Origin of the sequence: Streptomyces sp. CoH27 (assembly GCF_020181035.1) — a bacterium.
Classification (GTDB): Bacteria; Actinomycetota; Actinomycetes; order Streptomycetales; family Streptomycetaceae; genus Streptomyces; species Streptomyces camelliae.
Genome location: NZ_JAIQYY010000010.1, coordinates 207,354 through 232,271, shown reverse-complemented (window position 1 = coordinate 232,271; position 24,918 = coordinate 207,354). Strand labels below are relative to the sequence as shown.

Annotated in this window: 23 protein-coding genes and 1 riboswitch; of the genes, 14 read left to right on the top strand and 9 right to left on the bottom strand. The window is 71.3% G+C overall.

The genetic code is table 11. The annotated features are described in order from the left end of the window. Positions 1-131: 131 nt before the first annotated feature. Positions 132-1,538, top strand: coding sequence for a M1 family metallopeptidase (locus LE548_RS18565; protein ID WP_225097987.1), 1,407 nt, complete (start codon positions 132-134; stop codon positions 1,536-1,538). 197 nt (positions 1,539-1,735) lie between these two features. Here LE548_RS18565 and LE548_RS18560 read toward each other — a convergent pair whose 3' ends face one another. Then, a complete protein-coding gene (locus tag LE548_RS18560; protein WP_225097986.1) occupies positions 1,736-2,311 on the bottom strand; it encodes a TerD family protein in 576 nt (191 codons plus the stop codon). A gap of 146 nt (positions 2,312-2,457) precedes the next feature. Between LE548_RS18560 and arfB the strand changes: the two genes are divergently transcribed. Together arfB and LE548_RS18550 are read left to right on the top strand one after the other, a co-directional pair. Beyond that, positions 2,458-2,895, top strand: a complete 438-nt coding sequence (arfB, locus tag LE548_RS18555; protein ID WP_225097985.1) for an alternative ribosome rescue aminoacyl-tRNA hydrolase ArfB — start codon at positions 2,458-2,460, stop codon at positions 2,893-2,895. Positions 2,896-3,008: 113 nt separating this feature from the next. Next, complete coding sequence (locus LE548_RS18550; RefSeq protein WP_225097984.1) at positions 3,009-3,905, top strand: sigma-70 family RNA polymerase sigma factor; 897 nt, start codon at positions 3,009-3,011, stop codon at positions 3,903-3,905. A 27-nt stretch (positions 3,906-3,932) separates the two neighbouring features. On the opposite strand, the gene LE548_RS18545 is transcribed toward LE548_RS18550, so the two are convergent. Next, positions 3,933-4,424 (bottom strand): flavin reductase family protein, encoded by a 492-nt coding sequence (locus LE548_RS18545; protein ID WP_374116136.1) that lies wholly within the window; start codon positions 4,422-4,424, stop codon positions 3,933-3,935. Between the two features lie 377 nt (positions 4,425-4,801). Between LE548_RS18545 and cdgB the strand changes: the two genes are divergently transcribed. Both cdgB and LE548_RS18535 read left to right on the top strand, forming a co-directional pair. Continuing rightward, positions 4,802-6,457 (top strand): diguanylate cyclase CdgB, encoded by a 1,656-nt coding sequence (gene cdgB / locus LE548_RS18540; protein ID WP_225097982.1) that lies wholly within the window; start codon positions 4,802-4,804, stop codon positions 6,455-6,457. A gap of 120 nt (positions 6,458-6,577) precedes the next feature. Next, the gene (locus LE548_RS18535; protein WP_225097981.1) at positions 6,578-7,522 is read left to right on the top strand and encodes a carbohydrate-binding protein; all 945 of its coding nucleotides are present in this window, start codon (positions 6,578-6,580) and stop codon (positions 7,520-7,522) included. Between the two features lie 205 nt (positions 7,523-7,727). Here the strand turns inward: LE548_RS18535 and LE548_RS18530 are convergent, their stop codons facing one another. The 3 genes from LE548_RS18530 to LE548_RS18520 form a co-directional block, all read right to left on the bottom strand. Next, the gene (locus LE548_RS18530; RefSeq protein WP_225097980.1) at positions 7,728-8,657 is read right to left on the bottom strand and encodes a 1-phosphofructokinase family hexose kinase; all 930 of its coding nucleotides are present in this window, start codon (positions 8,655-8,657) and stop codon (positions 7,728-7,730) included. Between the two features lie 122 nt (positions 8,658-8,779). Beyond that, positions 8,780-9,922: an N-acetylglucosamine-6-phosphate deacetylase gene (gene nagA, locus LE548_RS18525; protein ID WP_225097979.1), complete on the bottom strand. Its 1,143-nt coding sequence runs from the start codon at positions 9,920-9,922 to the stop codon at positions 8,780-8,782. Then, positions 9,922-10,872: an ROK family protein gene (locus tag LE548_RS18520; protein WP_225098137.1), complete on the bottom strand. Its 951-nt coding sequence runs from the start codon at positions 10,870-10,872 to the stop codon at positions 9,922-9,924. Before LE548_RS18520 ends, nagA begins: the two co-directional genes overlap by 1 nt. A gap of 159 nt (positions 10,873-11,031) precedes the next feature. Here LE548_RS18520 and LE548_RS18515 point away from each other — a divergent pair, with 159 nt between their 5' ends. The 3 genes from LE548_RS18515 to otsB all read left to right on the top strand — a co-directional run bounded on the left by LE548_RS18515 (position 11,032) and on the right by otsB (position 13,516). Continuing rightward, entirely contained in the window at positions 11,032-12,279 is a 1,248-nt protein-coding gene (locus tag LE548_RS18515; protein WP_225097978.1) for an extracellular solute-binding protein, read from the top strand. Positions 12,280-12,293: 14 nt separating this feature from the next. Then, positions 12,294-12,527 carry a DUF3263 domain-containing protein gene (locus LE548_RS18510; protein ID WP_225097977.1) on the top strand — a complete coding sequence of 78 codons (234 nt, stop codon included), beginning with the start codon at positions 12,294-12,296 and terminating at the stop codon, positions 12,525-12,527. 155 nt (positions 12,528-12,682) lie between these two features. Beyond that, positions 12,683-13,516, top strand: coding sequence for a trehalose-phosphatase (otsB, locus tag LE548_RS18505; RefSeq protein WP_225097976.1), 834 nt, complete (start codon positions 12,683-12,685; stop codon positions 13,514-13,516). On the opposite strand, the gene LE548_RS18500 is transcribed toward otsB, so the two are convergent. Both LE548_RS18500 and LE548_RS18495 read right to left on the bottom strand, forming a co-directional pair. Next, entirely contained in the window at positions 13,504-14,943 is a 1,440-nt protein-coding gene (locus LE548_RS18500; protein ID WP_225097975.1) for a trehalose-6-phosphate synthase, read from the bottom strand. The genes otsB and LE548_RS18500 overlap by 13 nt on opposite strands. Before the next feature lie 83 nt (positions 14,944-15,026). Further along, complete coding sequence (locus tag LE548_RS18495) at positions 15,027-15,998, bottom strand: glucosyl-3-phosphoglycerate synthase (RefSeq protein WP_225098136.1); 972 nt, start codon at positions 15,996-15,998, stop codon at positions 15,027-15,029. Between the two features lie 171 nt (positions 15,999-16,169). Further along, positions 16,170-16,317, top strand: a riboswitch (SAM riboswitch). Positions 16,318-16,334: 17 nt separating this feature from the next. On the opposite strand from LE548_RS18495, the gene thrC reads away from it, so the two are divergent. From thrC to groL, 4 genes are all read left to right on the top strand, one after another. Next, positions 16,335-17,618 (top strand): threonine synthase, encoded by a 1,284-nt coding sequence (gene thrC, locus LE548_RS18490; protein WP_225097974.1) that lies wholly within the window; start codon positions 16,335-16,337, stop codon positions 17,616-17,618. Then, entirely contained in the window at positions 17,615-17,893 is a 279-nt protein-coding gene (locus LE548_RS18485; protein WP_225097973.1) for a MoaD/ThiS family protein, read from the top strand. Before thrC ends, LE548_RS18485 begins: the two co-directional genes overlap by 4 nt. 444 nt (positions 17,894-18,337) lie before the next feature. Beyond that, positions 18,338-18,541: a cold-shock protein gene (locus tag LE548_RS18480; protein WP_004929928.1), complete on the top strand. Its 204-nt coding sequence runs from the start codon at positions 18,338-18,340 to the stop codon at positions 18,539-18,541. Positions 18,542-18,873: 332 nt separating this feature from the next. Further along, the gene (gene groL, locus LE548_RS18475) at positions 18,874-20,496 is read left to right on the top strand and encodes a chaperonin GroEL (RefSeq protein WP_225097972.1); all 1,623 of its coding nucleotides are present in this window, start codon (positions 18,874-18,876) and stop codon (positions 20,494-20,496) included. A gap of 99 nt (positions 20,497-20,595) precedes the next feature. Here the strand turns inward: groL and LE548_RS18470 are convergent, their stop codons facing one another. Then, a complete protein-coding gene (locus LE548_RS18470; protein ID WP_225097971.1) occupies positions 20,596-21,447 on the bottom strand; it encodes an alpha/beta hydrolase in 852 nt (283 codons plus the stop codon). A 130-nt stretch (positions 21,448-21,577) separates the two neighbouring features. Between LE548_RS18470 and LE548_RS18465 the strand changes: the two genes are divergently transcribed. After that, entirely contained in the window at positions 21,578-22,702 is a 1,125-nt protein-coding gene (locus LE548_RS18465) for an NADH:flavin oxidoreductase (protein WP_225097970.1), read from the top strand. Positions 22,703-22,790: 88 nt separating this feature from the next. Then, entirely contained in the window at positions 22,791-24,350 is a 1,560-nt protein-coding gene (locus LE548_RS18460) for a carboxylesterase/lipase family protein (RefSeq protein ID WP_225097969.1), read from the top strand. On the opposite strand, the gene LE548_RS18455 is transcribed toward LE548_RS18460, so the two are convergent. Further along, on the bottom strand, positions 24,345-24,917 hold the full coding sequence (locus LE548_RS18455) for a hypothetical protein (RefSeq protein ID WP_225097968.1): 573 nt from the start codon (positions 24,915-24,917) through the stop codon (positions 24,345-24,347). The genes LE548_RS18460 and LE548_RS18455 overlap by 6 nt on opposite strands. Between the last annotated feature and the right edge of the window lies 1 nt (position 24,918).

Here is a 24,918-nt window from a genome sequence, read left to right as displayed (position 1 = left end):
CCCCCCCCGAGACTTTTGATCCCGGCCCCCGAGACCTTTGATCCCGACCCCCGAGACTCTCGATCCCGGCCCCCCTGACTCTTGATTTCGGCTCCCCATAAGTAAGACCGGCGCCCCCTAGGATCGCCCTCGTGCCCCGTTCCGTACGCCTCGCCGTGGCCGCCCCGACCATCGCGGCCCTGCTCACGTTCAGCCTCGCCCTCACCGGCACGGCGTGCGACGGCGGTGTGCACGGCACCCCGGGCGGCTCCGGCGTACACGACCCGTACTTCCCGAAGGCCGGCAACGGCGGCTATCACGTGGAGCACTACGCCCTCACCCTCGACTACACCCCGTCCGGCCACCGGCTCACCGGTACGGCGGTGATCACCGCCCGTGCCACCCAGGACCTGTCCGCCTTCGACCTCGACCTCGACGGGCTGCACGTCGACGCGGTCACCGTCGAGGGCAGGGACGCGCTGTTCAGCCGGGCCGGGCAGGAGCTGACCGTCCGCCCGCACGCCGACCTGAACGCAGGCGAGACGTTCCGCACGACCGTCCGCTACTCGGGCGTCCCGCACACCCTCACCGACCCCGACGGCTCCAAGGAGGGCTGGCTGCCCACCGCCGACGGCGCGCTCGGGCTCGGCGAACCGGTCGGCTCGATGGCGTGGTACCCGGGCAACCACCACCCCTCCGACAAGGCGACCTACGACATCACCGTCACCGTCCCCCAGGGCCTCCAGGCCGTCTCCAACGGCGTGCTGACCGGGCAGAGCACCCACGGCGGCCGGACGACCTTCCACTGGCACACCGCCCAGCCGATGGCGAGCTATGTGACCACGGTCGCCATCGGCCACTTCACCATCGCCCGCACCACCGGCCCGCACGGGCTGCCGATCCTCACCGCCGTCGACCCGGACGTGGCGAAGGACAGCGCGGACGTGCTGGCGCAGCTGCCCGACATCATCAAGTGGGAGGAGGGCGTCTTCGGCCCGTTCCCCTTCTCCTCCGCCGGTGCGATCGTCGCCGCGCCGGACTCCTCCGGGTACGCCCTGGAGACCCAGGACCGGCCCACCTTCCCCGGCGCCCCGGACGTCGGCACGGTCGTGCACGAACTCTCCCACCAGTGGTACGGCAACTGCGTCACCCCCAAGTCCTGGCAGGACATGTGGCTCAACGAGGGCTTCGCCACTTACTCGCAGTGGCTGTGGCAGGAGGACCACGGCGGCGACTCGGCCCAGAAGATCTTCACCGACCTCTACGACGGAGACGACGACTCGATCTGGGCCTACCCGCCCGCGAAGCCGTCCGGCGCCGCCCACATCTCCGACAGCCCCGTCTACGAGCGCGGCGCGATGGTCCTGCACAAGATCCGCCAGAAGATCGGCGACAAGGCCTTCTTCGCCTTCCTGCGCAGCTGGCCCGCCGACCACCGCTACGGCTACGCCGACACCGCCGACTTCACCGCCTACGTGGAGAAACGGTTCCCGGACCAGGACTTCACCGAGATCTGGAAGGACTGGCTGTACGGCGACGGCAAACCGTCCCACGCCTGAACCGACCGGCGCCGGGGCAACGTATCGCCGGGGACGGCGCACGTCTTCGCCCTTTTCCGTCCAGGACGGTCTTCTGTCCAGGGCGGTCTTCCACCCAGGATTTCCGTCCAGGATTTCCGTCCAGGACGGCGAAAGCCCCGGGCAGCGGGCCGTGGCCGGCCGCCACCCGGGGCTTTCGCGCTCAGCGCGGCAAACTGTCAGACGTTGACGCCGAAGTCCTGGGCGATGCCGACCAGGCCCGAGGCGTAACCCTGGCCGACCGCGCGGAACTTCCACTCCGCGCCGTTGCGGTACAGCTCGCCGAAGACCATCGCGGTCTCGGTCGCGGCGTCCTCCGAGAGGTCGTAGCGGGCGATCTCGGCGCCGCCGGCCTGGTTCACGATGCGGATGTAGGCGTTGCGGACCTGGCCGAAGTTCTGGCCGCGGTTCTCGGCGTCGTAGATGGAGACCGGGAAGACGACCTTGTCGATGTCGGCCGGGAGGGCGGCCAGGTTGACGTTGATCGCCTCGTCGTCGCCCTCGCCCTGGCCGGTGCGGTTGTCACCGGTGTGGACGATGGAGTTGTCCGGCGTCTGCTTGTTGTTGAAGAAGACGAAGTGGGCGTCCGAGTAGACCTTGCCCTGTGCGTTGACCGCGATGGCGGAGGCGTCCAGGTCGAAGTCCGTGCCGGTGGTGGTGCGGACGTCCCAGCCGAGGCCCACGGTGACGGCGGTCAGGCCCGGAGCCTCCTTGGTGAGCGAGACGTTGCCACCCTTGGACAGGCTTACAGCCATTCTGGGAGTCCCTTCCCTTGGTTCGGTACGGCGGAAAACCTACAGCTACCCCTAAGAACGCCCAGCGACCCCGGGAAGGTTCCGGCATCCTTTACTTTCTTTACCCGGGATATTTCGAGTGACGTGGACCGGTCACCCGCGCGACCATGGTGGACATGTCCGGTCCCTACGTCATCCGTGGCTCCGTCTCGCTGCCCGAGGCCGAGCTGATGTGGCGTTTCTCCCGCTCGTCGGGGCCCGGCGGACAGCACGTCAACACCAGCGACTCACAGGTGGAGCTGCGCTTCGACCTGGCCCGCACCGAGGCACTCCCGCCGGTGTGGAAGGAACGGGCGTTGCAGCGGCTGGCCGGCCGGCTCGTCGACGGAGTCGTCACCGTCCGTTCCTCCGAGCACCGTTCCCAGTGGCGCAACCGCGAGGCCGCCGCCGTACGCCTCGCCGTGCTCCTCGCGGAGGCCAGCGCGCCCCCGCCCAGGCCCCGCAGGCCCACCCGTATCCCGCGCGGCATCAACGAACGCCGGCTGCGGGAGAAGAAGCAGCGCTCCGACACCAAGCGCGGCCGCTCCGGGCGCGACTGGCAGTAGGCCGCGCAGGGCGGAGAGCTGGCCGCCCGTCACACTTCCGGGGCGCCGTACGTCGGTGTCATGGAGACACCGACACCGATACCGACGACGGCGACCGAGAGGCCGGAGCACCGATGAACGAGCGCGACACGCACCCCGACCAGCACCCCGACCACCACCGCGACCACCCCCACGGCGACGAGGACGTCCTCGCCGAGCGGTTCGAGGCGTACCGGGGGCATCTGCGGGCCGTCGCCTACCGGATGCTGGGCTCGGCCGCGGAGGCCGAGGACGCCGTGCAGGAGGCCTGGTTCCGGCTGAACCGGTCCGACACGAGCGCGGTGGACAACCTCGGGGGCTGGCTGACGACCGTCGTCGGCCGGGTCTGCCTCGACATGCTCCGCTCCCGCCGCACCCGGGGCGAACAGCCCCTGGACACCTGGCAGCCGGCGGTCTCCGCCGGGCCGGACCCCGCGCAGGACGCCCTGCTCGCCGACTCGGTCGGCACGGCCCTGCTCGTCGTCCTCGACCAGCTCACTCCGGCCGAGCGGCTGGCGTTCGTGCTGCACGACCTGTTCGGGGTGCCGTTCGAGGAGGTCGGCGGGATCCTCGGGCGCACCCCGGCGGCGGCGCGGCAGCTGGCCAGCCGGGGGCGGCGGCGGGTGCGGGGCGCGGACGCGCCGGAGACCGACCTGGTACGGCAGCGGGCGGTGGTCGACGCTTTCCTGGCGGCGGCACGGGACGGTGACTTCGACGGCCTGCTCGCCGTCCTCGACCCGGACGTGCTGGCCCGCGGCGAGGCCGGTACGACCATCGGGGCGCGGGCAGTCGCCTCGGGCGCGAAGAGCTTCGCCCACCTGGCCGCCACGTCCCGCCCGGTTCTGGTGGACGGCGCCACGGGCCTGGTCCGGTACGCCGAGGGCCGCCTGGAACGCGTCCTGACCTTCACCTTCGTCGCCGACCGCATCGCCACGATCGACGTCGTGACCGACCCGGCCCGCCTGGCGGAGCTGAGCATCGAGCCGGCGTAGCGGACCTCTCGGGCGTGGTGCCGGTGCTCAGCCCACCTGCCGGTACCGCCCCCGGAAGTACAACAGGGGCCCGCCCTCGGCGCTGGGCACGCGCGCGGTGAGGACCCGGCCGATGACCAGGGTGTGGTCGCCGGCCGGTACGCGTTGCTCGGTGCGGCACTCCAGGGTGGCCAGCGCGCCGCCGACCAGGGGTGCGCCGCTCACCTCGCCGCGAACGTAGGGGATGTCCTCGAAGAGCAGACGGTCGCTGATGCGGCCCTTCATCGCGAAGCGGCCGGCGACATGGCGCTGGCTCTCGGCGAGGACCGAGACCGCCCACAGGGGCTGTTCGGCCAGCAGGTCGTCCATGCGGGAGCCCTCGCGCAGGCTGACGAGGACCAGCGGCGGGTCGAGCGAGACCGACAGGAAGGCGGTGGCGGTCATGCCGACGTCCTCCCCGCCCGGCGCGTCCGGGTCGTCCGGGTCGAGCGGCGGTTCCTGCGCGGTCACCAGGACCACGCCCGCGGCCAGCCGGGACATCGCGGCCCGGAACTCGTCGTTGCTCACCCCCTCAGCATGCCCGGAAGCAGTGAGGGCGGTGGGGGAGGCAGTCTTCAGCACGCCCGAAACGCTAATCTCCGTCCTGCACGCCCCGCATCGGGCCTCCGTCCGAGCCGGGTCCTAGGCCCAATGGACCAATTGTGCGCACGCTCACAAAGCTTGCGTTCAGTAAACGCACGTGTGAAATGCAGAAACTCCACTCAATTGTTCACGTTCCCCTGTGACTTGAGTCACAAGGGGCAAGAATTGTTGACCCTGTGTACCGAGCGGGCAGCGCGCTGTGATTCAGTGGCTGGGAAGCTGGCGGAAGCTGAGAGAACCCTTGATTCGCTGCGAGGTCGCGGGGGAGGGCGAGCATGGAGACCGAGTCGGAGCCGTATGTCCGCCTTGCGTCCCTGCGGCAGCTGCACCAGGTCATGGCCGACATGAACACGGCACGCAGCCTCGCGGACACCCTGCAGTCCGTGGCCGACGGCGCCGTACAGGCCCTCGGGTACGAGATGGCGTGCGTGAACCTCGTCCGCCAGGACGGCGACCTCGTCGTCGCCGCGTTCTCCGGCAACTCCGCCGCCGAGGCCCTGATCACCGGCCGGGTCGGCTCCCGCGAGTCCTGGGACCGGCGGCTGAACATGGGCGAGCGCTGGGGCGACCTGGTCTTCATACCGCACACCGAGGGCTGGGTCCTCGACGACGACGACGTCCCCCAGTGGTACACGGACGGGCCCGCGCCCCGCTTCGAGGACGAGTGGCACCCGTCGGACCGCCTCTTCGCGCCCATGTACACCCCGGGCGTGCAGGGCGGCTCCTGCGGCGAGCTCGTCGGCGTGATCTCCGTCGACCGGCCGCGCAACGGCCGCCTGCCGGGCGCGTGGGGCCGCGAGGCCCTGCAGATGTACGCCTTCCAGGCCGCCATCGCGATCAGCAACGCCCGTCTACGCGCGAATATGCAGCGGGCACTGGTCCGCCTGGAGCGCGAGCAGCAGGCCCTGCGGGCGAGCGAGGAATCCTTCAGGCAGGCCTTCGAGTACGCCCCCTCCGGCATGGCCATCGCCGAGATGGGCGGCGACCAGCACGGCCGGATCCTGCGGACGAACGACGCCCTGTGCCGCCTCCTCGGCCGCCCCGCCTCCGCGATGCGCCGCTACTCCTTCTCCGACCTCGTCCACCCCGAGGACATCGGCACCCTGCTGCGTACGTCCGCCGAGGGGGGCCGGGCCGAGCTGCGCCTGGGCCGCCGGGACGGCACATACGTCTGGGTCTCGCTGCGCAACTCGGTCGTCGCGGACGCCGCCGACGGCCCCCGCTTCCTGCTCACCCACGTCGAGGACATAGAGGAGCGCAAGCGCCGCGAGCTGCAGCTCGCCCACCGCGCCTCCCACGACTCGCTGACCGGCCTGCCGAACTCCGCCGAGCTGCGCTCCCGCCTTTCGGCCCGGCTGTGCCGGCGGCCCGCCGAGCCCGGCGCCCTGGACTCCCTCGACGCGGCCTACGGCCACCCGGTCTTCGACAGCCCCGCCGGCCACGGCTTCGACTTCCGGCCGGGCACGGAGGGGTACGACGCCTTCGACCACCATGTGCACACGGCCGCCCCCGAGGAGGGCCGCGACGACGGCACCAAGGGCCTCGCGGTGCTCTTCTGCGACCTCGACGGCTTCAAGTCGATCAACGACCGGTTCGGGCACAACGCGGGCGACGCGGTCCTGATCGAGGTGGCCCGGCGCCTGTCGCGCGGGGTCCGGGACGGCGACACGGTCGCCCGCCTCGGCGGCGACGAGTTCGTCATCCTCGCCGACGGCCTCGGCCGGGCCGACGCCCAGGACCTCGCCGTACGGCTGCGCAACGAGATCATCCAGCCGATCCGGGCCGAGGGCCGGGCCGTGCGGGTGGGTGCCAGCTTCGGCATCGGATGGGCACACTGCGGCATGACTGCGGACGAAGTGTTGAAGTCTGCCGACGAGCGGATGTACGTAGAGAAACGATCTCGTCCCAAACAGCACAGGCGTGCGGGATGAGCCGCAGGTCAGCGAGTTGATGCAGGCCGAGTGACCTGTTTGGCTCAGCCAGAGCGGGTAGGCTCGCTACTCCACACCCTTATTCGCATCCGCCCGCACCTGCTGAGGAGTACACGAGCGATGACGCCCGGCGACAACGGCGCGAGCACGCCCGAGGACGACGACCCGTTCGGCTATCTGTACGCCGACGGCCAGGCCAGAGGAGCCCAGCCGCCGTCCGGCGGTTACGGCTACCCGAACTCGGTCAGCAGGGTGCGTGCCGTCGGCGAGCGCCAGTACGGCCAGCAGGCCCCGTACGGCCAACAGCCCACGTACGGCCAGGGCGTGCCCCACCAGCAGGGCGGCTACGGCCAGCCCAGCGCCCACTACCAGGCCCCCGAGACCCTCCCCGGCGGCGCCCCGACGAGCCGTCAGCCGGTACCGCCCGCGCCCGCCCGGCGCGGCCCCAACACCAAGGGCCTGCTGATCGGTGCGATCGCGGTCGTCGCGGCGGTCGTCATCGGCATCAGCGTGGCGATGCTGAACGGCAACTCGGACGAGAACAAGGCCGACAACCAGGCCAGCAACGCCCCGACCCAGTCGCAGAGCACCCAGCCGAGCCCGTCGGGGAGCGCCTCGGCGGCGAGCGGGCAGTTGAAGACCGACGCGGGTGCCCTCCAGCTGGCGGGCGGTGCGGCGAAGGCCTCGGACGTCAAGGGCGCCAAGTCCTCCGACGGCAGCTACGTGGGCAACCTCAACCAGCCCGGTGCCTCGATCACCTGGTCGGTCGACAACGTCCCGGCGGACGGCCCGTACACCCTGTTCACGTACTACAGCGCGACCGGCGCCGATCAGGCGATGACGGTGACCGTGAACGGCACCAAGTTCGGCAGCCCGCTGGGGCTGAAGAACTGGACGGGTGCCAAGGACGGCGACTTCGCCAACGGTTGGACCCGCTCCTATGTGTGGCCCACCCTCAAGCAGGGCCACAACACGATCTCCGTCGCCTGTGAGCCCGGCGACAAGTGCAATGTCCTGATCGGCAGCTTCAAGCTGAAGCAGGGCCAGGTCACGAGCGACAGCTAGTGCCGCAACAGGCAACGTTCGCCCCGTCGCGACGCCCTGCACGCTCCCCCAGAGGGGGTACCCCCACTCGCCGCACCGGCCGAAAGCCCAAGTACGTCCAGTACGAGGGCTTCCGGCCGGCACTCCCCCAGCCTTCGGCCGGGGGGACCCCCAGAGCACGCACCGGACGCCGCTCCTTGACGGGCAAACGTTGCCTGCCGCGGCACTAGGCCACACCGACCCCACCGCTCACCGTCACCCGCCCCAGCAGCTCCTCGTACGCCGCCCGGTCGAACTCGCCCGCTGCCGGGGCCCGTACGGTGGCCGCCGACAAGGCCACCGCGCGGGCGAGCCGGTCCGGCCAGGGGAGGTGCTCCACCAGGCCCGACAGCAGGGCGGCAACGGCCGAGTCGCCCGCGCCCGTGGGGTTGCCGCGGACCGGGGCGGGCGGGGCGGCCCGCCAGCGGCCCTCGGAGGTGACCGCGAGGAGGCCCTGCGCGCCCAGCGAGGCGACGACCGCGTGGGCCCCGCGCCTACGGGCGTCCTGGGTGGCGCGCAGCGGCTCGTGGGAGCCGGTCAGTTCGGCCAGTTCGTCGGCGTTCGGCTTGATGAGGTCCGGGCGGGCGGCCACTCCGCGGCGCAGCGGTTCGCCGCTGGTGTCCAGCAGGACGGGGACACCCTGCGCGCGGGCGGCGCGTACGAGGTTCGCGTACGCGCCCACCGGTACACCCGGGGGCAGGCTGCCGCACAGGGCCACCGCCGAGACACCGGGCAGCAGTTCCTCGTAACGGTCCAGGAAGGCGCCCCACGCGGCCGGCTCGATGTGCGGGCCCGGCTCGTTCAGCTGGGTGGTGTCGCCGGACAGTTCGTCCACGACGGCGATCGTGCGCCGGGTCGCGTCGGCGACCGGGAGCAGAGCGTCCGTCAGCCGGGGGATGCCGCTGAGGTGGGCGCGTACCTCCCGGCCGGTCGCGCCGCCCGCGAAGCCCGTCACCGTCACCTCGTGCCCCAGCGCGGCCAGCACCCGGGCCACGTTCACGCCCTTGCCGCCCGGCCGCTCGACGACCTCCGAGACCCGGTGCGAGGCATGCGGCCGCAGCGACCGTACGCGGTACGTGATGTCGAGAGCGGTGTTCAGTGTGACCGTGAGGATCACCCGGGCCGACCTCCCTCGATGTGCCTGCGCCTGGCTTCGGTTTCCGGGGGCACGATCATGCCAAAGAGACGGCGGCCGGCCCAGTCACGGGCAGGCCACCGTCACCGGAGAAGTCGGACGGATCAGGCCAGTTGGGGCGCTACGACCCACTCGCCGCGCCGCATCACACCCTTCAGGTCGAAGTCCGCGTCGAGTACGACGAGATCGGCGTCCTTGCCGGGCTCCAGCGAGCCGATGCGGTCGGACAGGCCGAGCAGGCGCGCCGGGTTGACGGACAGGGCCGTCACCGCGTCCTCGACCGACAGCCGGTCGACGGTCACCGCCCGCTTGAACGCCCGGTCCAGGGTGAGCGTGGAGCCCGCGATCGAACCGCCCTCCACCAGCCGGGCGACCCCCTCGCTGACCTCGACCTCCAGCGGGCCGAGCATGTAGCGGCCGTCGCCGATGCCGGCCGCGTCCATCGCGTCGGTGATGAACGCGACCCGGTCCGCGCCCGCGTGATGGAACGCCAGCTCCAGCGCGGCCGGGTGCAGATGCGTACCGTCGTTGATCAGCTCCACCGTGACCCGCTCGTCCTCCAGCAGGGCCGTGATCGGGCCGGGGGAGCGGTGGCCCAGCGGGGGCATCGCGTTGAAGAGGTGGGTGGCGACCGTGGCGCCCGCGTCGATCGCCTCCACCGTCTGCTCGTACGTCGCGTCCGTGTGCCCGATCGCCGCGATCACGCCGTGCTCGGCGAGCAGTCGTACGGAGTCGATGCCGCCCGGCAGCTCGGTGGCCAGGGTGACCATCGTCGCCCTGCCGCGCGCGGCGTCGATCAGCTTGCGGACCTCGGCCGGGTCCGGGTCGCGCAGCAGCGCCTCGGAGTGCGCGCCCTTGCGGCACGGCGAGATGAACGGCCCCTCGAAGTGGATGCCGGCGATCTCGCCCTGCTCGGCCAGCTCGCTCAGCAGCCCGGCCTGCGTCGCCAGCAGGTCCATCTCGTCGGTGACGGTGGAGGCGACGAGGGTGGTGGTGCCGTGGGCGCGGTGGGTGCGGATGGCCTTGAGGATGTCGTCCGGGGTCCCGGAGAAGGAGGCTCCGCCGCCGCCGTGGTTGTGGATGTCGACGAAGCCCGGTACCAGCCAGCAGCCGGTGAGGTCGATCGTCTCGGCGCTCTCGGCCGCCGTGGCCACGATCTTCGTACCCTCGACGGACACGCGCCCGTCGTCCACCACTCCGCCGGGCAGTACCACCCGGGCACCTGTGAGAACCAAGCTGGGAGCCATCAGGCGCTTACCTCCGGAGTCGTAGAAGTGGTCGTGGTGGCCGGCAGGTCCTGCGCGAGCAGCCCCGCGCCCAGGCAGCCCGCCGTGTCGCCGAGGGCGGCGGGGACGATGGCCGGGAGTTTCTGGAAGGTGACCCGGCGCCGGACGGCGTGGCGCAGCGGCGAGAACAACACTTCCCCCGCCTCGGCGAGACCGCCACCGATGATCAGCGTGCGCGGGTCCAGCAGGGTGAGCGCGGTGACCAGGCCGTCGGCGAGCGCGTCCACCGCCTGCTGCCAGACCCGGACGGCGTTCGGGTCACCGGACGCAACCGCTTTCGCGCAGTCCGCCGCGTCCGCCCCGGGGTCTCCGCAGGCCGCCGCCCAGGCCTGGCTGACGGCGGACGCGGAGGCGTACCGCTCCAGACAGCCGCGCTGCCCGCAGGGGCAGGGCGTGCCGGACGGCCGTACGACGATGTGGCCGATCTCGCCCGCGAAGCCGTGCGCGCCCGCCTCCACCCGGCCGTCGATGCCGATGGCCCCGGCGATCCCGGTGCCGAGCGGCACGAACAGGAACCGGTCGGCGCCCTTGCCCGCGCCGATCCGGCCCTCGGCGAGGCCGCCGGTGCGCACGTCGTGGCCGAGGGCGACGGGGATGCCGAGGCGCTCGGTGAGCAGGGCGCGCAGGGGTACGTCCCGCCAGCCGAGGTTGGCCGCGTAGGCGGCGATGCCCCGCTCCTCGTCGACGATGCCGGGGACGGCGATGCCGGCGGCGCGCGCGGGGGCGCCGTAGTGCTCGGCGCCGTACGCGTGCAGCTCGGCGGCGAAGTCGAGGATCGTCGCGACCACCGCGTCCGGTCCGCGCTCGCGGCCGGTGGCGCGGCGGGCGCGGTGGAGCAGTGCGCCGTCGTCGCCGACGAGGGCGGCCTTCATCCCGGTACCGCCCACGTCCAGGGCGATGACATGTCTCACCACGGCCCTAGTGTGGCCCTCCGACCCGGGAGAGGTCTAGTCCACTCACGTGGTGTAGACCTTATGTGTCCACATATTGAACGGTCAGACAGCAGGGTTGGGGCGTTGAGGGTGCGTCGGGGTACGGCAGGAACGATTGCGGTTGCGGTTGCCATGGGCATGACAGTGCTCCTGGGAGGCTGCGGAACCACGGGGTCGTCCGGCGTGACCTTGAGACTCGTCGCCGCCGACTACGGCGACTCCGCCGCCAACAGCTCCAAGAAGTACTGGGACGGCGTCGTCGAGGCGTACGAGGCCCAGCACTCCGGGGTGAAGGTCGAGGTCAGCGTCTACTCCTGGAACGACGTCGACGCCAAGGTCAAGGAGATGGTCGCCGCCGGGAAGGCACCCGACATGGCGCAGATCGGCGCCTACGCCGACTACGCGGCCGCAGGCAAGCTCTACCCGGCCTCCGACCTGCTCTCCATCCGCACCCAGGCCGACCTCCTGTCCCAGCTGGCCGACGCGGGCCAGTGGAACCACACGCAGTACGGCATCCCCTTCGCCGCCTCCACACGTGTGCTCTTCTACAACAAGACGCTGTTCGCCAAGGCCGGCATCACCCCGCCCGCCACCTGGGACCAGCTGGCCTCCGACGCCCAGGCGCTCAAGGACAAGACCGGCGTGAAGTACCCCTTCGCGCTGCCGCTCGGGCCCGAGGAGGCGCAGGCGGAGACGATGCAGTGGCTGCTGAGCGGCGCCGCCGCGGGCACGGGCGGCAACGGCTACACCGATGACGTCGGCACGTACACGATCGACTCCGCCCAGAACGTCGACACCTTCACCTGGCTCAAGGACGACCTGGTCGACAAGGGTCTGACCGGTCCGGTCGCGCCGGGCAGGCTCAACCGCGCGGACGCCTTCGCGGCCTTCGCCGACGGGCAGGTCGGCATGCTCAACGGGCATCCGACGCTGATCCAGCAGGCCGAGAAGAAGGGCGTGCAGTTCGGCATGGTGCCGATGCCGGGGCGCACGGGCACGGCGCGGGCCGCGATGGGCGTCACCGACTGGATGATGGCGTTCAAGCAGAACGGCCACGCCCAGCAGATCAGCGACTTCCTCAACTTCGTGTACGCGGAGAAGAACGTCCTGGCCTTCTCCCGCGACTACGGCCTCCTGCCGGTCACCGGCTCCGCGTCGACGGCGATGAGCGAGTCCGGCGCGGCCCCCGACAAGGCCCTGCACCCCTTCCTGGACCAGTTGCCCACCTCCGAGCTGTATCCGGTCGGCAAGACCTCCTGGGCGGCGGTCGCGGCGGCCGTGAAGCAGAACATCGGCCAGGCCGTCGCCCCCGGCGGCGACCCCTCCGGCGTCCTCACCCGCCTCCAGGCCACGGCCACGGCGGCGGACAGCAGCGCCGCGGGCTGAGTTACCGTGACTCCATGGAACTGGCGGAACTGGGCACCCGGGAGAAGGCGGTCCTCGCTCTGGAACGCCGGAGCTTCGCGGGGCCCGGCGCCAAGGAACGAGCGATCCGCGAGGAACTCGGCCTGGCCCCGGTCCGCTACTACCAGCTCCTGAACGCCCTCCTGGACGACGAGCGTGCCCTGGCCCACGACCCGGTCACGGTGAACCGCCTCCGCAGGGTGAGAGAGTCGCACCGCGAGAACCGCTGACTTCCGCCCACCGAGTCGGGATGGGGGTCCCCCGCGCGAGCGAAGCCGAGCGTGGGGGAGGGTGGGCGAGGTGTGGTCCAGGGGCGGAGCCCCTGGCGGGGTCCGGGGCGCAGCCCCCAGGAGTGACGGCGACCCGCGCTGGATAGTGTCGGTCCATGGACCTTATGCCGACCCCGGTCACCCGACCCGGCCGGGACGGACTCGCCGCCCTGCTCGCGCAGCCCCGCACCGCGGTCGTCGGTCTGGACTTCGACGGCACGCTGGCCCCCATCGTCGCCGACCCCGAACAGGCCCGCGCCCACCCGGACGCCGTACCGGCGCTCGCCCGGCTCGCGCCCAAGGTCGCCTCCATCGCCGTCATCACCGGCCGCCCCGCCGCCGTCGCGGTCCGCTACGGCGGCTTCGCCGGCGTCCCCGGCCTGGACCACCTCACCGTCCTCGGCCACTACGGCGCCGAACGCTGGGACGCCGCCACCGGCACCGTCACCGCCCCCGCTCCGCACCCCGGCGTCGCCGCCGTCCGCGCGGAGCTGCCGGGCGTGCTGGAACGCGCCGGTGCCTGGCCCGGCACCTGGATCGAGGAGAAGGGGCGGGCGGTGGCCGTCCACACCCGCCGCGCCGCCGATCCCGAGGCCGCCTTCGAGGCCCTGCGCGGCCCCCTCACCGACCTCGCCGCCCGCCACGGCCTGATCGTCGAACCCGGCCGCCTGGTCCTGGAACTGCGCCCGCCCGGCATGGACAAGGGCGTCGCCCTCGGCGAGCACGTCCGTGCCACCGGCGCGACCAGCGTCCTCTACGCCGGCGACGACCTCGGCGACCTCCCCGCCTACGCCGCCGTCGAGAAACTCCGCTCCGACGGCATCCCCGGCCTCCTGGTGTGCAGCGGCAGCACGGAGGTGACGGAACTGGCCGAACGGGCGGACGTGGTGGTCGACGGACCCGCAGGGGTCGTGGACCTGCTCCGCGCCCTCGCCGATCAGCTGGACTGAGGTTCCCCGAGTTCCTGGAGCGCCTCCAGCTGCTCCAGGAACCACTGGGCCGGGGGAAGCGCGGTGGCCGCCGCGGCCAGCCCCTTCGTGCGGTCCGCCCGCTCCTCCGGCCGTAGCGACAGCGCATCGTGCAGGGCCCGCGCGGTCTCCAGCACGTCGTAGGGGTTCACCCCGAACGCGTCGGTCCGCAGCTCCTCGTACGCCCCGGCCTCCCGGGACAGCACCAGCGCGCACCCCTGGTCGGAGACGACCGGGATCTCCTTGGCGACCAGGTTCATGCCGTCCCGGATGGGGTTGACCAGCGCCACGTCGGCCAGCCGGTACGCGGCGAGCGAGCGCGCGAAGTCGTCCTTCACATGCAGCACCACCGGGGTCCAACCGGCCGTCCCGTAGCGGGAGTTGATCTCCTCCGCCACCCGCTGCACCTCGGCGGTGTAGTCCCGGTACACGGCGAGGTCCTGCCGGGACGGGTACGCGAACGCCACATGGACGACCCGCTCACGCCACTCGGGGCGCTCGTCCAGCAGCTGCCGGTACGCCAGCAGCCCGCGCACGATGTTCTTCGACAGCTCGGTGCGGTCCACCCGGACGACGGTCCTGCGGCCCTCGCCGATCTCCTCGCGCAGCGCCGCCATCCGTTCCTCGACATCCGGCCGATGCGACCGCTCACGCAGGAAGTCCGCGTCCGCGCCGAGCCCGTGCACCCCGATCGCCGTGCCCACGAGGGCGTCGGGACCCAGGACCGTCTCACAGCACGCCTCGAACGCCTCCGCCCAGCGCCAGGTCAGGAAGGCCGCCCGGTCCGCGCCCAGCATGCCCCTCAGCAGCGCGGCCGCGATGTCGTCGGGCAGGAGGCGGAAGTAGTCCGGCGGGGCCCACGGGGTGTGCGAGAAGTGGCCGATCCGCAGGTCCGGGCGGAGCTCGCGGAGCAACCCGGGCACCAGGCACAGGTGGTAGTCCTGCACCAGCACCGCCGCCCCCTCGCCCGCCTCCTCGGCCAGCGCCTCGGCGAACGCCCGGTTGTACGCCTCGTACGACGCCCACTGGCGCCGGAACTCCGCGTCGAAGACCGGCTCCAGCGGGGTCTGGTACAGCATGTGGTGCACGAACCAGAGCACCGAGTTGGCGATTCCGTTGTACGCGTCGGCGTGCACGGCCGCGTCGATGTCCAGCATCCGCACCCGCTGCCCGCCGGTGTCCGCACCGGGCAGCAGCCCGCCGTCCGCCCGCCGTACGGCCTCCCGGTCGCCGTCGCCGAGCGCCGCGCACACCCATACGGCGTTCGCCTCCGGCCCGATGGCCGACAGCCCCGAGACCAGCCCGCCGCCGCCCCGTTTGGCGTGCAGCGCGCCGTTCTCGTCAGCCGTGTACGAAACCGGGCCGCGGTTGGACGCGACCAGCACCTCAGCACCACCGGTGGAAGCCATGGTCCTCAACCTAGCCCGGCCCGGAAACGCTCAAACGTACGGCCACGCCCGGTGCCCCGCCCGTATACGACCCCGCGGCCGGTTCACGCCACCCGGCGCTCGGCGTACTCCGCGATCTCCACCATCGGCGGCCGTTCCTCGGTGTCGACCGAGTACGTGCGCGGCTCGAAGCCGTCCTCGCCCCGCTCGAACTGGGTCAGGGCGGGCCGGACCAGATGGCCCCGGGCCAGCCGCAGCTGGGCGGTGCGGTAGATCGCGGCGGCCATCCGGCCGAGCGCCTGCCCGTCCTGGTGCCGGTGCTTGCGCACGCCCACGTCCACCTGGGCGAGGGCGTCGAGGCCCACCAGGTGCAGCGCGTCCACCAGCATGCCCAGCTCCACGCCGTAGCCGACGGGGAAGGGAAGCTGTTCCAGCAGGCTGCGCCGGGCCGCGTACTCGCCGCCCAGCGGCTGCACGAAACCGGCCAGCTGCGGCCAGTGCATGTTCAGCAGCGGGCGGGCCATCAGCTCGGTGACCCGGCCGCCCTGCCCGGCGGTCTTGCCGGAGGCGAGCGAATCGAACTCTGTCGCGAGCGGGCGGTCGTACATGCCCTTGACCAGGGCGATCTCGGGGTCGGTGAGCAGCGGTCCGACGATGCCCGAGACGAAGTCGGCGGAGAAGTCGCGCAGATCGGCGTCGATGAAGCAGACGATGTCCCCATGTGTCACGAGCAGTGAGCGCCAGAGGACCTCGCCCTTGCCCGGGACGGCCGGGATGCGGGGCAGGATCGCGTCGCGGTGGACGACGCGGGCGCCCGCGGCGGCGGCGACCTCGGAGGTGCGGTCGGTGGAGCCGGAATCCACGACGACGATCTCGTCGACGAGCGGGACGCGCTCCATCAGGTCGTGCCGGATGACCGTGACGATGTCGCCGACGGTCTCCTCCTCGTTGAGCGCGGGCAGCACGACACTGATCGTCTGGCCCGTGCGCTGCTTGGCGGTCAGTATCCGGTGGAGCGGACGATCGGTCGCGGACCAGGAGCGGGTGGCCAGCCAGCGCTCGACTTCTTCCAGCACGCTCTGCGGCTCCTCACTGTTCGTGATCACAGGTGGTGACGATGTGATCCATCTCGCGGTTCGGACGACTATCTCAACTGTCCTGGCCTTCGGTTACAGTCTTGAACAACGCCGGTGACCATCGCATGTCGGGGGTCGCGCGCGTGCACAACCGCTCATACAACCGCATACCGCTCATCCAGAGGGGCAGAGGGACACGGCCCGATGAAGCCCCGGCAACCCTCCAGTCGGTTCTTGTCACGTTGACGTGGCGAGGCTCCCGGCTAGGGAAGGTGCCAAATCCGTCTCACGGCGAGATGCGTCGTGAGGAAGATGAGGAGAAAGGGCCTCGCCTCCATGGCTGTGCAGACAGTTGCAAGCACCTCCACTCCCACCGTCGACCTCGGTCCGGCCGCGGCCCTGAGCTGTCGCGAGTGCGGTCACCGTGTCCCGCTCGGCCCGGTCTTCGCGTGCGAGGAGTGTTTCGGCCCGCTGGAGATCGCCTACGACTTCTCCGCCTACGACACCGAAGAGCTGCGCAGGCGGATCGAGGCCGGCCCGGCGAACATCTGGCGGTACGCGCCCCTGCTGCCCGTCCCGGCCGACGTCGCCGACAAGCCGAACATCAACCCCGGCTGGACCAAGCTCGTCAAGGCCGACAACCTCGCCCGTGAACTCGGCGTCACCGGCGGCCTGTTCATCAAGGACGACTCCGGCAACCCGACGCACTCCTTCAAGGACCGGGTCGTCGCGCAGGCCCTGGAGGCCGCCCGCGCCTTCGGCTTCACCACCCTGTCCTGCTCCTCCACGGGCAACCTGGCCGGTGCCGTCGGCGCCGCCGCCGCCCGCGCCGGCTTCCGCTCCTGCGTGTTCATCCCGCACGACCTGGAGCAGGGCAAGGTCGTCATGGCCGCGGTCTACGGCGGCGAGCTGGTCGGCATCGAGGGCAACTACGACGACGTCAACCGCTTCTGCTCCGAACTGATCGGCGACCCGGCCGGCGAGGGCTGGGGCTTCGTCAACGTCAATCTGCGGCCGTACTACGCCGAGGGCTCCAAGACCCTGGCGTACGAGATCTGCGAGCAGCTCGGCTGGCGGCTGCCGGACCAGATCGTGATCCCGATCGCCTCCGGCTCCCAGCTGACGAAGATCGACAAGGGTCTGCAGGAGCTGATCAAGCTCGGGCTGGTCGAGGACAGGCCGTACAAGATCTTCGGCGCGCAGGCCGAGGGCTGCTCGCCGGTGTCGACGGCGTTCAAGGCCGGGCACGACGTGGTCCGCCCGCAGAAGCCGAACACCATCGCCAAGTCCCTCGCCATCGGCAACCCGGCCGACGGGCCGTACGTCCTGGACATCGCGCGCCGTACCGGCGGTGCGGTGGAGGACGTGACCGACGAGCAGGTGGTGGACGCGATCAAGCTGCTGGCCCGCACCGAGGGCATCTTCGCCGAGACGGCGGGTGGCGTGACGGTCGGCGTGACGCGCAAGCTGATCGAGAACGGCGTCCTCGACCCGTCGCTCACCACGGTCGTCCTCAACACCGGCGACGGCCTCAAGACCCTCGACGCGGTGGCCGGCACGGGGCTCACCGCCACCATCCGTCCGACCCTGGACTCCTTCCGAGAGGCTGGCCTCGCATGAGCGTGACCGTTCGCATCCCCACCATCCTGCGCACCTACACCGGCGGTCAGGCCGAGGTCGCCGCCGAGGGCGGGACCCTCGCCGAGGTCATCGCGGACCTGGAGAAGAACCACACCGGCATCGCCGCCCGTGTCCTGGACGACCAGGGCAAGCTGCGCCGGTTCGTGAACGTCTACGTCAACGACGACGACGTGCGCTTCGAGCAGGGCCTGGAGACCGCGACCCCCGACGGCGCGGGTGTCTCCATCATTCCCGCGGTAGCGGGTGGATGCTGACCGAATGACCGGTCATTACCTTCGGTAATGCGGGTTACGGATTGTTCATCGAATGGCCTCCTCCGTGAGAGAAACGGAGGGGGCCATTCTGCGTGATTGAGCGCGGTACAGTTGGGGAACCCGCCCCGGACCCGCGGGTCGCGGGTCCCGGATTTCACGCCGCGCACCCGATAAGAAGTAGCCAAAGTATGCGGGTTTTATGCGGCTTTCGCACCTCTTTGTACGGCCCGACTTGCCCTGGAATCGGCCGAACTCTAGGCAGATTCCGGACCGGGCGCGTCCAGATTTCTCGTCCGATTGACCTGTTGCAGACGGCAGTTGGACAGATACATTCAGCCGCGGTCGACGCGTTCCGGCGCACGCCCCCGACCAATGGGGGGTGAGGTCTGACCCGGGTCCGCGAAGTGTGGATCTGTGCAAGGGCCAGTAATAGGGGAGTTAGGCATGGCTCAGGGCACCGTCAAGTGGTTCAACGCGGAGAAGGGGTACGGCTTCATCGCGGTCGACGGTGGTGCGGACGTCTTCGTCCACTACAGCGCCATCCAGATGGACGGCTACCGCACCCTGGAAGAGGGCCAGCGGGTGGAGTTCGAGATCTCGCAGGGCCAGAAGGGCCCGCAGGCCGACATGGTTCGCCTCAGCGCCTGAACGTTTCTTGTCCGAAGGGCCCGCGCCTCGCAAGAGGTGCGGGCCCTTCGGCGTGGTCCTCGCGCCCCTGCCGAAGGCCGAGAGGCGCCCCCGCCCGCCCGTCACCCGACCACCACCCCTCATCGAGCCCGCCTCGCGGGCGCCTTGCACTCTCGTACCCCGAGTGCTAATCATTGGCGTTAGCACTCTGAAGGCGAGAGTGACAAAGAAGGACCGGGTCGGTGAGGCCCGTAGGCCACGTGGGGCAAGGAACCACAGGCCGGCGAGCCGTCCGTCGCGGGCGCGGGCGCGGTCCGAAGGAATCACCCCCAGTCCTGGAGGGACCACTTCACATGGCCAAGATCATCGCGTTCGACGAGGAGGCGCGGCGCGGCCTTGAGCGCGGTATGAACCAGCTCGCCGACGCCGTCAAGGTCACCCTCGGCCCCAAGGGCCGTAACGTCGTCCTTGAGAAGAAGTGGGGCGCCCCCACGATCACCAACGATGGTGTGTCCATCGCCAAGGAGATCGAGCTGGAGGACCCGTACGAGAAGATCGGCGCCGAGCTGGTCAAGGAAGTCGCGAAGAAGACGGACGACGTCGCCGGTGACGGCACGACGACCGCGACCGTCCTGGCCCAGGCCCTGGTCAAGGAAGGCCTCCGCAACGTCGCCGCCGGCGCCAACCCGATGGCTCTGAAGCGCGGTATCGAGAAGGCCGTCGAGGCCGTCTCCGCCGCCCTGCTGGAGCAGGCGAAGGACGTCGAGACCAAGGAGCAGATCGCCTCCACCGCGTCCATCTCCGCCGCCGACACCCAGATCGGCGAGCTGATCGCCGAGGCCATGGACAAGGTCGGCAAGGAAGGCGTCATCACCGTCGAGGAGAGCAACACCTTCGGTCTGGAGCTGGAGCTCACCGAGGGCATGCGCTTCGACAAGGGCTACATCTCCGCCTACTTCGCGACCGACATGGAGCGCATGGAGGCGGTGCTGGAGGACCCGTACATCCTCATCGCCAACTCCAAGATCTCCTCGGTCAAGGACCTGCTCCCGCTGCTGGAGAAGGTCATGCAGTCCGGCAAGGCGCTGCTGATCATCGCCGAGGACGTCGAGGGCGAGGCCCTGTCGACCCTGGTCGTCAACAAGATCCGCGGCACCTTCAAGTCCGTCGCCGTCAAGGCCCCGGGCTTCGGCGACCGCCGCAAGGCGATGCTGAACGACATCGCGATCCTCACCGGTGGCGAGGTCATCTCCGAGGAGGTCGGTCTCAAGCTGGAGAACACCTCCCTGGACCTGCTGGGCCGCGCCCGCAAGGTCGTCATCACCAAGGACGAGACCACCATCGTCGACGGTGCCGGCTCCTCCGAGCAGGTCGCGGGCCGGGTCAACCAGATCCGTGCCGAGATCGAGCAGTCGGACTCCGACTACGACCGCGAGAAGCTCCAGGAGCGTCTGGCGAAGCTGGCCGGCGGCGTGGCCGTCATCAAGGCCGGTGCCGCCACCGAGGTGGAGCTCAAGGAGCGCAAGCACCGCATCGAGGACGCCGTCCGCAACGCCAAGGCGGCCGTCGAGGAGGGCATCGTCGCCGGTGGTGGCGTGGCCCTGCTGCAGACCACCAACGTCTTCGAGAAGCTGGAGCTGGAGGGTGACGAGGCGACCGGCGCCCAGGCCGTGAAGCTCGCCCTTGAGGCCCCGCTGAAGCAGATCGCCGTCAACGCCGGCCTCGAAGGCGGCGTGGTGGTCGAGAAGGTCCGCAACCTCACCCCGGGCCACGGCCTGAACGCCGCGACCGGCGAGTACGTCGACCTGGTCGCCGAGGGCATCATCGACCCGGCGAAGGTGACCCGTTCCGCGCTGCAGAACGCCGCCTCCATCGCCGCGCTGTTCCTCACCACCGAGGCCGTCATCGCCGACAAGCCGGAGAAGGCCGCCGCGCCGGCCGGCGGCGGCATGCCGGGCGGTGACATGGACTTCTGATCCCGCTGCGGATCACCTGTCCTTTTCCGAGGGCGGCACTTCCTGTCTGCGACAGGGGGTGCCGCCCTCGGGCGTATCCACGGTTCTCCCGCGCGCTTCCTAGTGGAGCGCGGCGAGTTCGCCCAGGAGCCGGGCCGCCGGTGCCGGGTCGATCAGCCACTTCAGGTGACTGCTCGCCAGGGTGCGGACGTCGTACGGGTTGTCCGGCGTCAGCGCGTCGCCCTCGCGGATGAGCCGGTCCTGGAGGGCGAGCGGCAGGCTCGCGTCGTCGGCCAGGCGTACGAAGGTCTTCGGGATGCGGCCCCAGGTCTCGGCCTGCGCCCGGTCGGCGGAGGTGCCGGCGTCCAGGCTCTCGTCGGGCTGGAAGGTGTTCAGGAAGGCCAGGAACTCGTCGTCGGTGCCGTCGGCGAGGAAGGCCGCCCGCAGCGCCGCGAGAGCGGCCGGATCGGCGGTGCGGAAGTTGACGCGCAGCAGGCCGAGCGCGGCCGGGTCCCCCGCCAGCGCCGGCGCCAGGGAAGCGGCGTCGACCGTGGCCATCTCCGGCTCGGCGTAGTAGTCGTTGACGTCGAGGTCGACCGGGCACCAGGCCGAGACGTAGACGATGCGGTCGATCAGCTCCGGCCGTGCGTTGGCCGCGGCGGTGGCCGTGACGCCGCCCCGGCTGTGCGAGACGAGGATCACCGGCCCGTTCCGCTTGGCCCGCTCCAGGATCCCGATCAGGTGTGCGGCGTTGTCGGCGAGCGTGACGCCCTTGATCGAGCCGGGGGTGGTGGCGAGCTCTTCGAGGTCCTGCGGCGTCTGATAGGCGCGCGGATAGGTCGCCGCGAATCCGTGGCCGGGCAGGTCGACGGCCACCGAGCGGTGTCCGAGGAGGCCGAGTTCGGCCTGGAGCGGCGCGAAGGAGAAGGAGTTCGCGAAGGCTCCGTGGACCAGTACGAAGGTCGGCTGCATCTGCTCTCGCTTTCCGGATTCCGGGAATGTGGGCCACAGCATAGGTGTTACTTACTTAAGGTGCTGTAATGATGCGCCTTCACATACTGACCGGTTAACCGATAGACCGCCACTCACGAGGAGCCCCCACGTGACCACCCCCGCCCCCGCCTCCCGCGCGGCCCAGCTGCTGTCCCGCCCGATCACGCTCAACGGCCTCACCGTGCCGAACCGGATCGTGATGGCGCCGATGACCCGGATGTTCTCTCCCGGCGGCATCCCCGGCGAGGACGTGCGCTCGTACTACGCGCGCCGTGCCGCCGCCGGCGTCGGGCTGATCGTCACCGAGGGCACGTACGTGGGCCACGAGTCGGCCGGCAACAGCGCGCGCGTGCCCCGGTTCCACGGGGAGGAGCAGCTCGCGGGCTGGGCGAAGGTCGCCGAGGACGTGCACGCGGCGGGCGGCACCATCGTCCCGCAGCTGTGGCACATCGGCATGGTCCGCAACGACGGCGAGGCCCCCTTCCCGGACGCCCCCGCGATGGGCCCGTCCGGCCTGGTCGCGGCGGACGCCGAGCCGACCGGCAAGGCGATGACGCAGGCGGACCTGGACGACGTCGTCGCCGCGTTCGCCAAGGCCGCCGCGGATGCCGAGCGCATCGGCTTCGACGGCGTGGAGATCCACGGCGCCCACGGCTACCTCGTCGACCAGTTCCTGTGGGAGGGCACCAACCGCCGTACCGACGCCTACGGCGGTGACGCGGTCGCCCGCACCAAGTTCGCCGCGGAGATCGTCGCGGCGGTCCGCCAGGCCGTCTCGGCCGAGTTCCCGATCATCTTCCGCTACTCGCAGTGGAAGCAGCAGGACTACACCGCCCGGCTCGCCGAGACCCCCGAGGAGCTGGACGCGATCCTCACCCCGCTCGCCGCGGCCGGTGTCGACGTCTTCCACGCCTCCACCCGCCGCTACTGGCTGCCGGAGTTCGACGGCTCGGACCTGAACCTGGCCGGCTGGACGAAGAAGATCACCGGCAAGCAGGTCATCACGGTCGGCTCGGTCGGCCTCGACGGCGAGTTCCTGGCCGCCTTCCAGGGCCAGGGCTCCGAGGTCAAGAGCATCGACAACCTCCTCGACCGGCTGGAGGCCGAGGAGTTCGACATGGTCGCCGTCGGCCGCGCGCTGCTCCAGGACCCGCAGTGGGCCGCCAAGGTGCTCGCCGACCGCTTCGACGAGCTGCAGCCGTACGACGCCGCCGCGGTGAAGACCCTCAGCTGACTCCCGGCCGACCTTCCGGATCCCGTTCCAGGATCGGGCACTTGTCGTCGTGCTCGTGCGTTCCTCTGATGACCAGTGAGGAGCGAGTATGACGACGAGTCGGCCCCAGGCCCTGGAAGGCGATGTCCCGGACATCGACGGTCCCGTGGCGCGCACCGCCTCCGGCGCGGTGCGCGGCCTGCGCGAGCAGGGGCTGTCGGTGTTCCGGGGGATTCCGTTCGCCGCACCACCCGTCGGCCCGGACCGCTTCCAGGCCCCGCGTCCGGCCCGCCCCTGGGACGGCATACGCGAGGCGTACGCGTTCGGGCCGCCGCCCCCGCAGGAGGCGGGTCTCCTCGGACGTACGGCCCAGGTCCCGTTCGCAGCGGGTGACGAGTGGCTGACCGTCAACGTCTGGACCCCGGACCCGGATCCGTCGGCGGCTCGTCCGGTGCTGGTGTGGATCCACGGCGGGGCGTACAAACTGGGCCACGGCGGCCAGCCGGGCTACGACGCCCAGCACCTGGCCCGCGCCGGTGACGCCGTGGTCGTCACCCTCAACTACCGCCTGGGCATGGAGGGTTTCGCCCTGTGGACCGGCGCCCCCGCCAACCGGGGCCTGCTGGACCAGGTGGCGGCCCTGGAGTGGGTCCAGGAAAACATCGCCGGGTTCGGCGGCGACCCGGCCCGGGTCACCGTGTTCGGCGAGTCGGCGGGCGCGGGCTCCATCGCCGCGCTGCTGGCCATGCCAAGAGCGCGCGGCCTGTTCCGGCGCGCGATCGCCCAGAGCGTGCCCGGCACCTTCTTCTCCGCCGAGCTGGCCGCCGACATCGCCGGCGATCTGGCCGCCGAGGCGGGCCGTACGCCCACCGCGGCCGACCTGAGCGAGGTGGACCCGCAGCAGCTCACCCAGGCGGGCCAGACGCTGGGCGCCAAGATGCCGGCGTACACCGCACGTTGGGGCCAGGCGGCCCCGACCGCCGTCCCCTTCTCCCCGGTGGTCGACGGCGACGTACTGCCCACGACGCCGTGGGAGGCGCTGGCGGCGGGCGCGGCTCGCGACATCGACCTCCTCGTCGGGCACAACCGCGACGAGTTCCGGCTCTTCCTGCTCATGGCCGGCCTGCCCGGCAGGATCACGGACGAACGGGCGGCGCAGACCCTGCGGTTGTACGCGCCGGGCGGGGAGGCGGGTGCGACGGCGTACCGCTCGGCCTTCCCCGGCGCCGGACCGGAGGGGCTCTTCGAACGCGTCCAGACCGACTGGCTGTTCGTGATACCGAGCCTGCGCCTGGCCGAGGCCCAGCTCGCGGGCGGCGGCCGCGCCCATGTCTACGAGCTGACCTGGCCGGCCCCCGACGGCACCGGCACGCTCGGCGCCTGCCACGCCCTGGACATCCCCCTGCTCTTCGGCACGTACGGCGCCGACCTGGGCCCGCTGCTCTTCCCCGGCGGCAAGCCCACCCCGGAGGCGGAGCGGCTCACCGCGTTCCTCCAGCACGCCTGGCCGGCCTTCGCCCGCACCGGCGACCCGGGCTGGCCGGCGTACGACACCGACAGCCGCCCGGTGCAGATCCTGGACGCCGAGCCGCACGTGGGGCCGTATCCGGAGGAAGGGAGCCGGCGCATCTGGGAGGGGTACGCGTTCGGTGCCCTGCCGCTGCTATAGGTTGCCCATCGGCTCGATGTCGACGCGCACGGGCGTGCCCCACACGCGCAGCACCTCGTAGTCGGTGAACTCGTGCACGAGCCGGTAGGCCATGGCGGGCCGGGACGAGCGTCGCTGGGCGGCGAGATACGCCTCGGCCTCACGCCGGTCCCGCCGGGGCGTGCCGCACAGCTGCCACTCCTGCCCGTTCCAGGCCTCGGGCAGCCAGCGCTGCTGCGGCTGCGGCCGGTCGGCACGGACGCCGTAACGGGAGGGCGCGGTGGCGGCGGGGGCGGCTTCGGCCCTGCCCCCGCTCTGGTACTCCGACCGGCGGGCAGCCCGGCGCCGGGTCTCGCAGAGCAGACACAGATCGGGAGCGCTCTCGTCCACGGGGCCCTGCGGGTGCTCGGGGCAGCGGGTGGCGGGCGCGCCGGCGGCGACACTCTCGTCCAGCAGATCGAGCGCCCGGCGCAGATCGGCCTTGATCTCGTGCAGCCGGGAGTCCGGAGTGTCCCCGGTCAGGGCCTCCCCGTGCTCCCCGACGAGCCGCAGGGCCCGTCCGAGGGCGGTGAGCTGGGCGTGGTTCATG

Coding starts and splice junctions, on each gene's coding strand:
- LE548_RS18470 (WP_225097971.1), bottom strand. CDS start 21,447: ATGCAGCCGACCTTCGTACTGGTCCACGGAGCCTTCGCGAACTCCTTC.
- LE548_RS18480 (WP_004929928.1), top strand. CDS start 18,338: ATGGCTCAGGGCACCGTCAAGTGGTTCAACGCGGAGAAGGGGTACGGC.
- LE548_RS18455 (WP_225097968.1), bottom strand. CDS start 24,917: ATGAACCACGCCCAGCTCACCGCCCTCGGACGGGCCCTGCGGCTCGTC.
- thrC (WP_225097974.1), top strand. CDS start 16,335: ATGGCTGTGCAGACAGTTGCAAGCACCTCCACTCCCACCGTCGACCTC.
- LE548_RS18550 (WP_225097984.1), top strand. CDS start 3,009: ATGAACGAGCGCGACACGCACCCCGACCAGCACCCCGACCACCACCGC.
- otsB (WP_225097976.1), top strand. CDS start 12,683: ATGGACCTTATGCCGACCCCGGTCACCCGACCCGGCCGGGACGGACTC.
- arfB (WP_225097985.1), top strand. CDS start 2,458: ATGGTGGACATGTCCGGTCCCTACGTCATCCGTGGCTCCGTCTCGCTG.
- groL (WP_225097972.1), top strand. CDS start 18,874: ATGGCCAAGATCATCGCGTTCGACGAGGAGGCGCGGCGCGGCCTTGAG.
- LE548_RS18515 (WP_225097978.1), top strand. CDS start 11,032: ATGACAGTGCTCCTGGGAGGCTGCGGAACCACGGGGTCGTCCGGCGTG.
- LE548_RS18460 (WP_225097969.1), top strand. CDS start 22,791: ATGACGACGAGTCGGCCCCAGGCCCTGGAAGGCGATGTCCCGGACATC.
- LE548_RS18545 (WP_374116136.1), bottom strand. CDS start 4,424: ATGTCCCGGCTGGCCGCGGGCGTGGTCCTGGTGACCGCGCAGGAACCG.
- LE548_RS18560 (WP_225097986.1), bottom strand. CDS start 2,311: ATGGCTGTAAGCCTGTCCAAGGGTGGCAACGTCTCGCTCACCAAGGAG.
- nagA (WP_225097979.1), bottom strand. CDS start 9,922: ATGGCTCCCAGCTTGGTTCTCACAGGTGCCCGGGTGGTACTGCCCGGC.
- LE548_RS18485 (WP_225097973.1), top strand. CDS start 17,615: ATGAGCGTGACCGTTCGCATCCCCACCATCCTGCGCACCTACACCGGC.
- cdgB (WP_225097982.1), top strand. CDS start 4,802: ATGGAGACCGAGTCGGAGCCGTATGTCCGCCTTGCGTCCCTGCGGCAG.
- LE548_RS18500 (WP_225097975.1), bottom strand. CDS start 14,943: ATGGCTTCCACCGGTGGTGCTGAGGTGCTGGTCGCGTCCAACCGCGGC.
- LE548_RS18535 (WP_225097981.1), top strand. CDS start 6,578: ATGACGCCCGGCGACAACGGCGCGAGCACGCCCGAGGACGACGACCCG.
- LE548_RS18510 (WP_225097977.1), top strand. CDS start 12,294: ATGGAACTGGCGGAACTGGGCACCCGGGAGAAGGCGGTCCTCGCTCTG.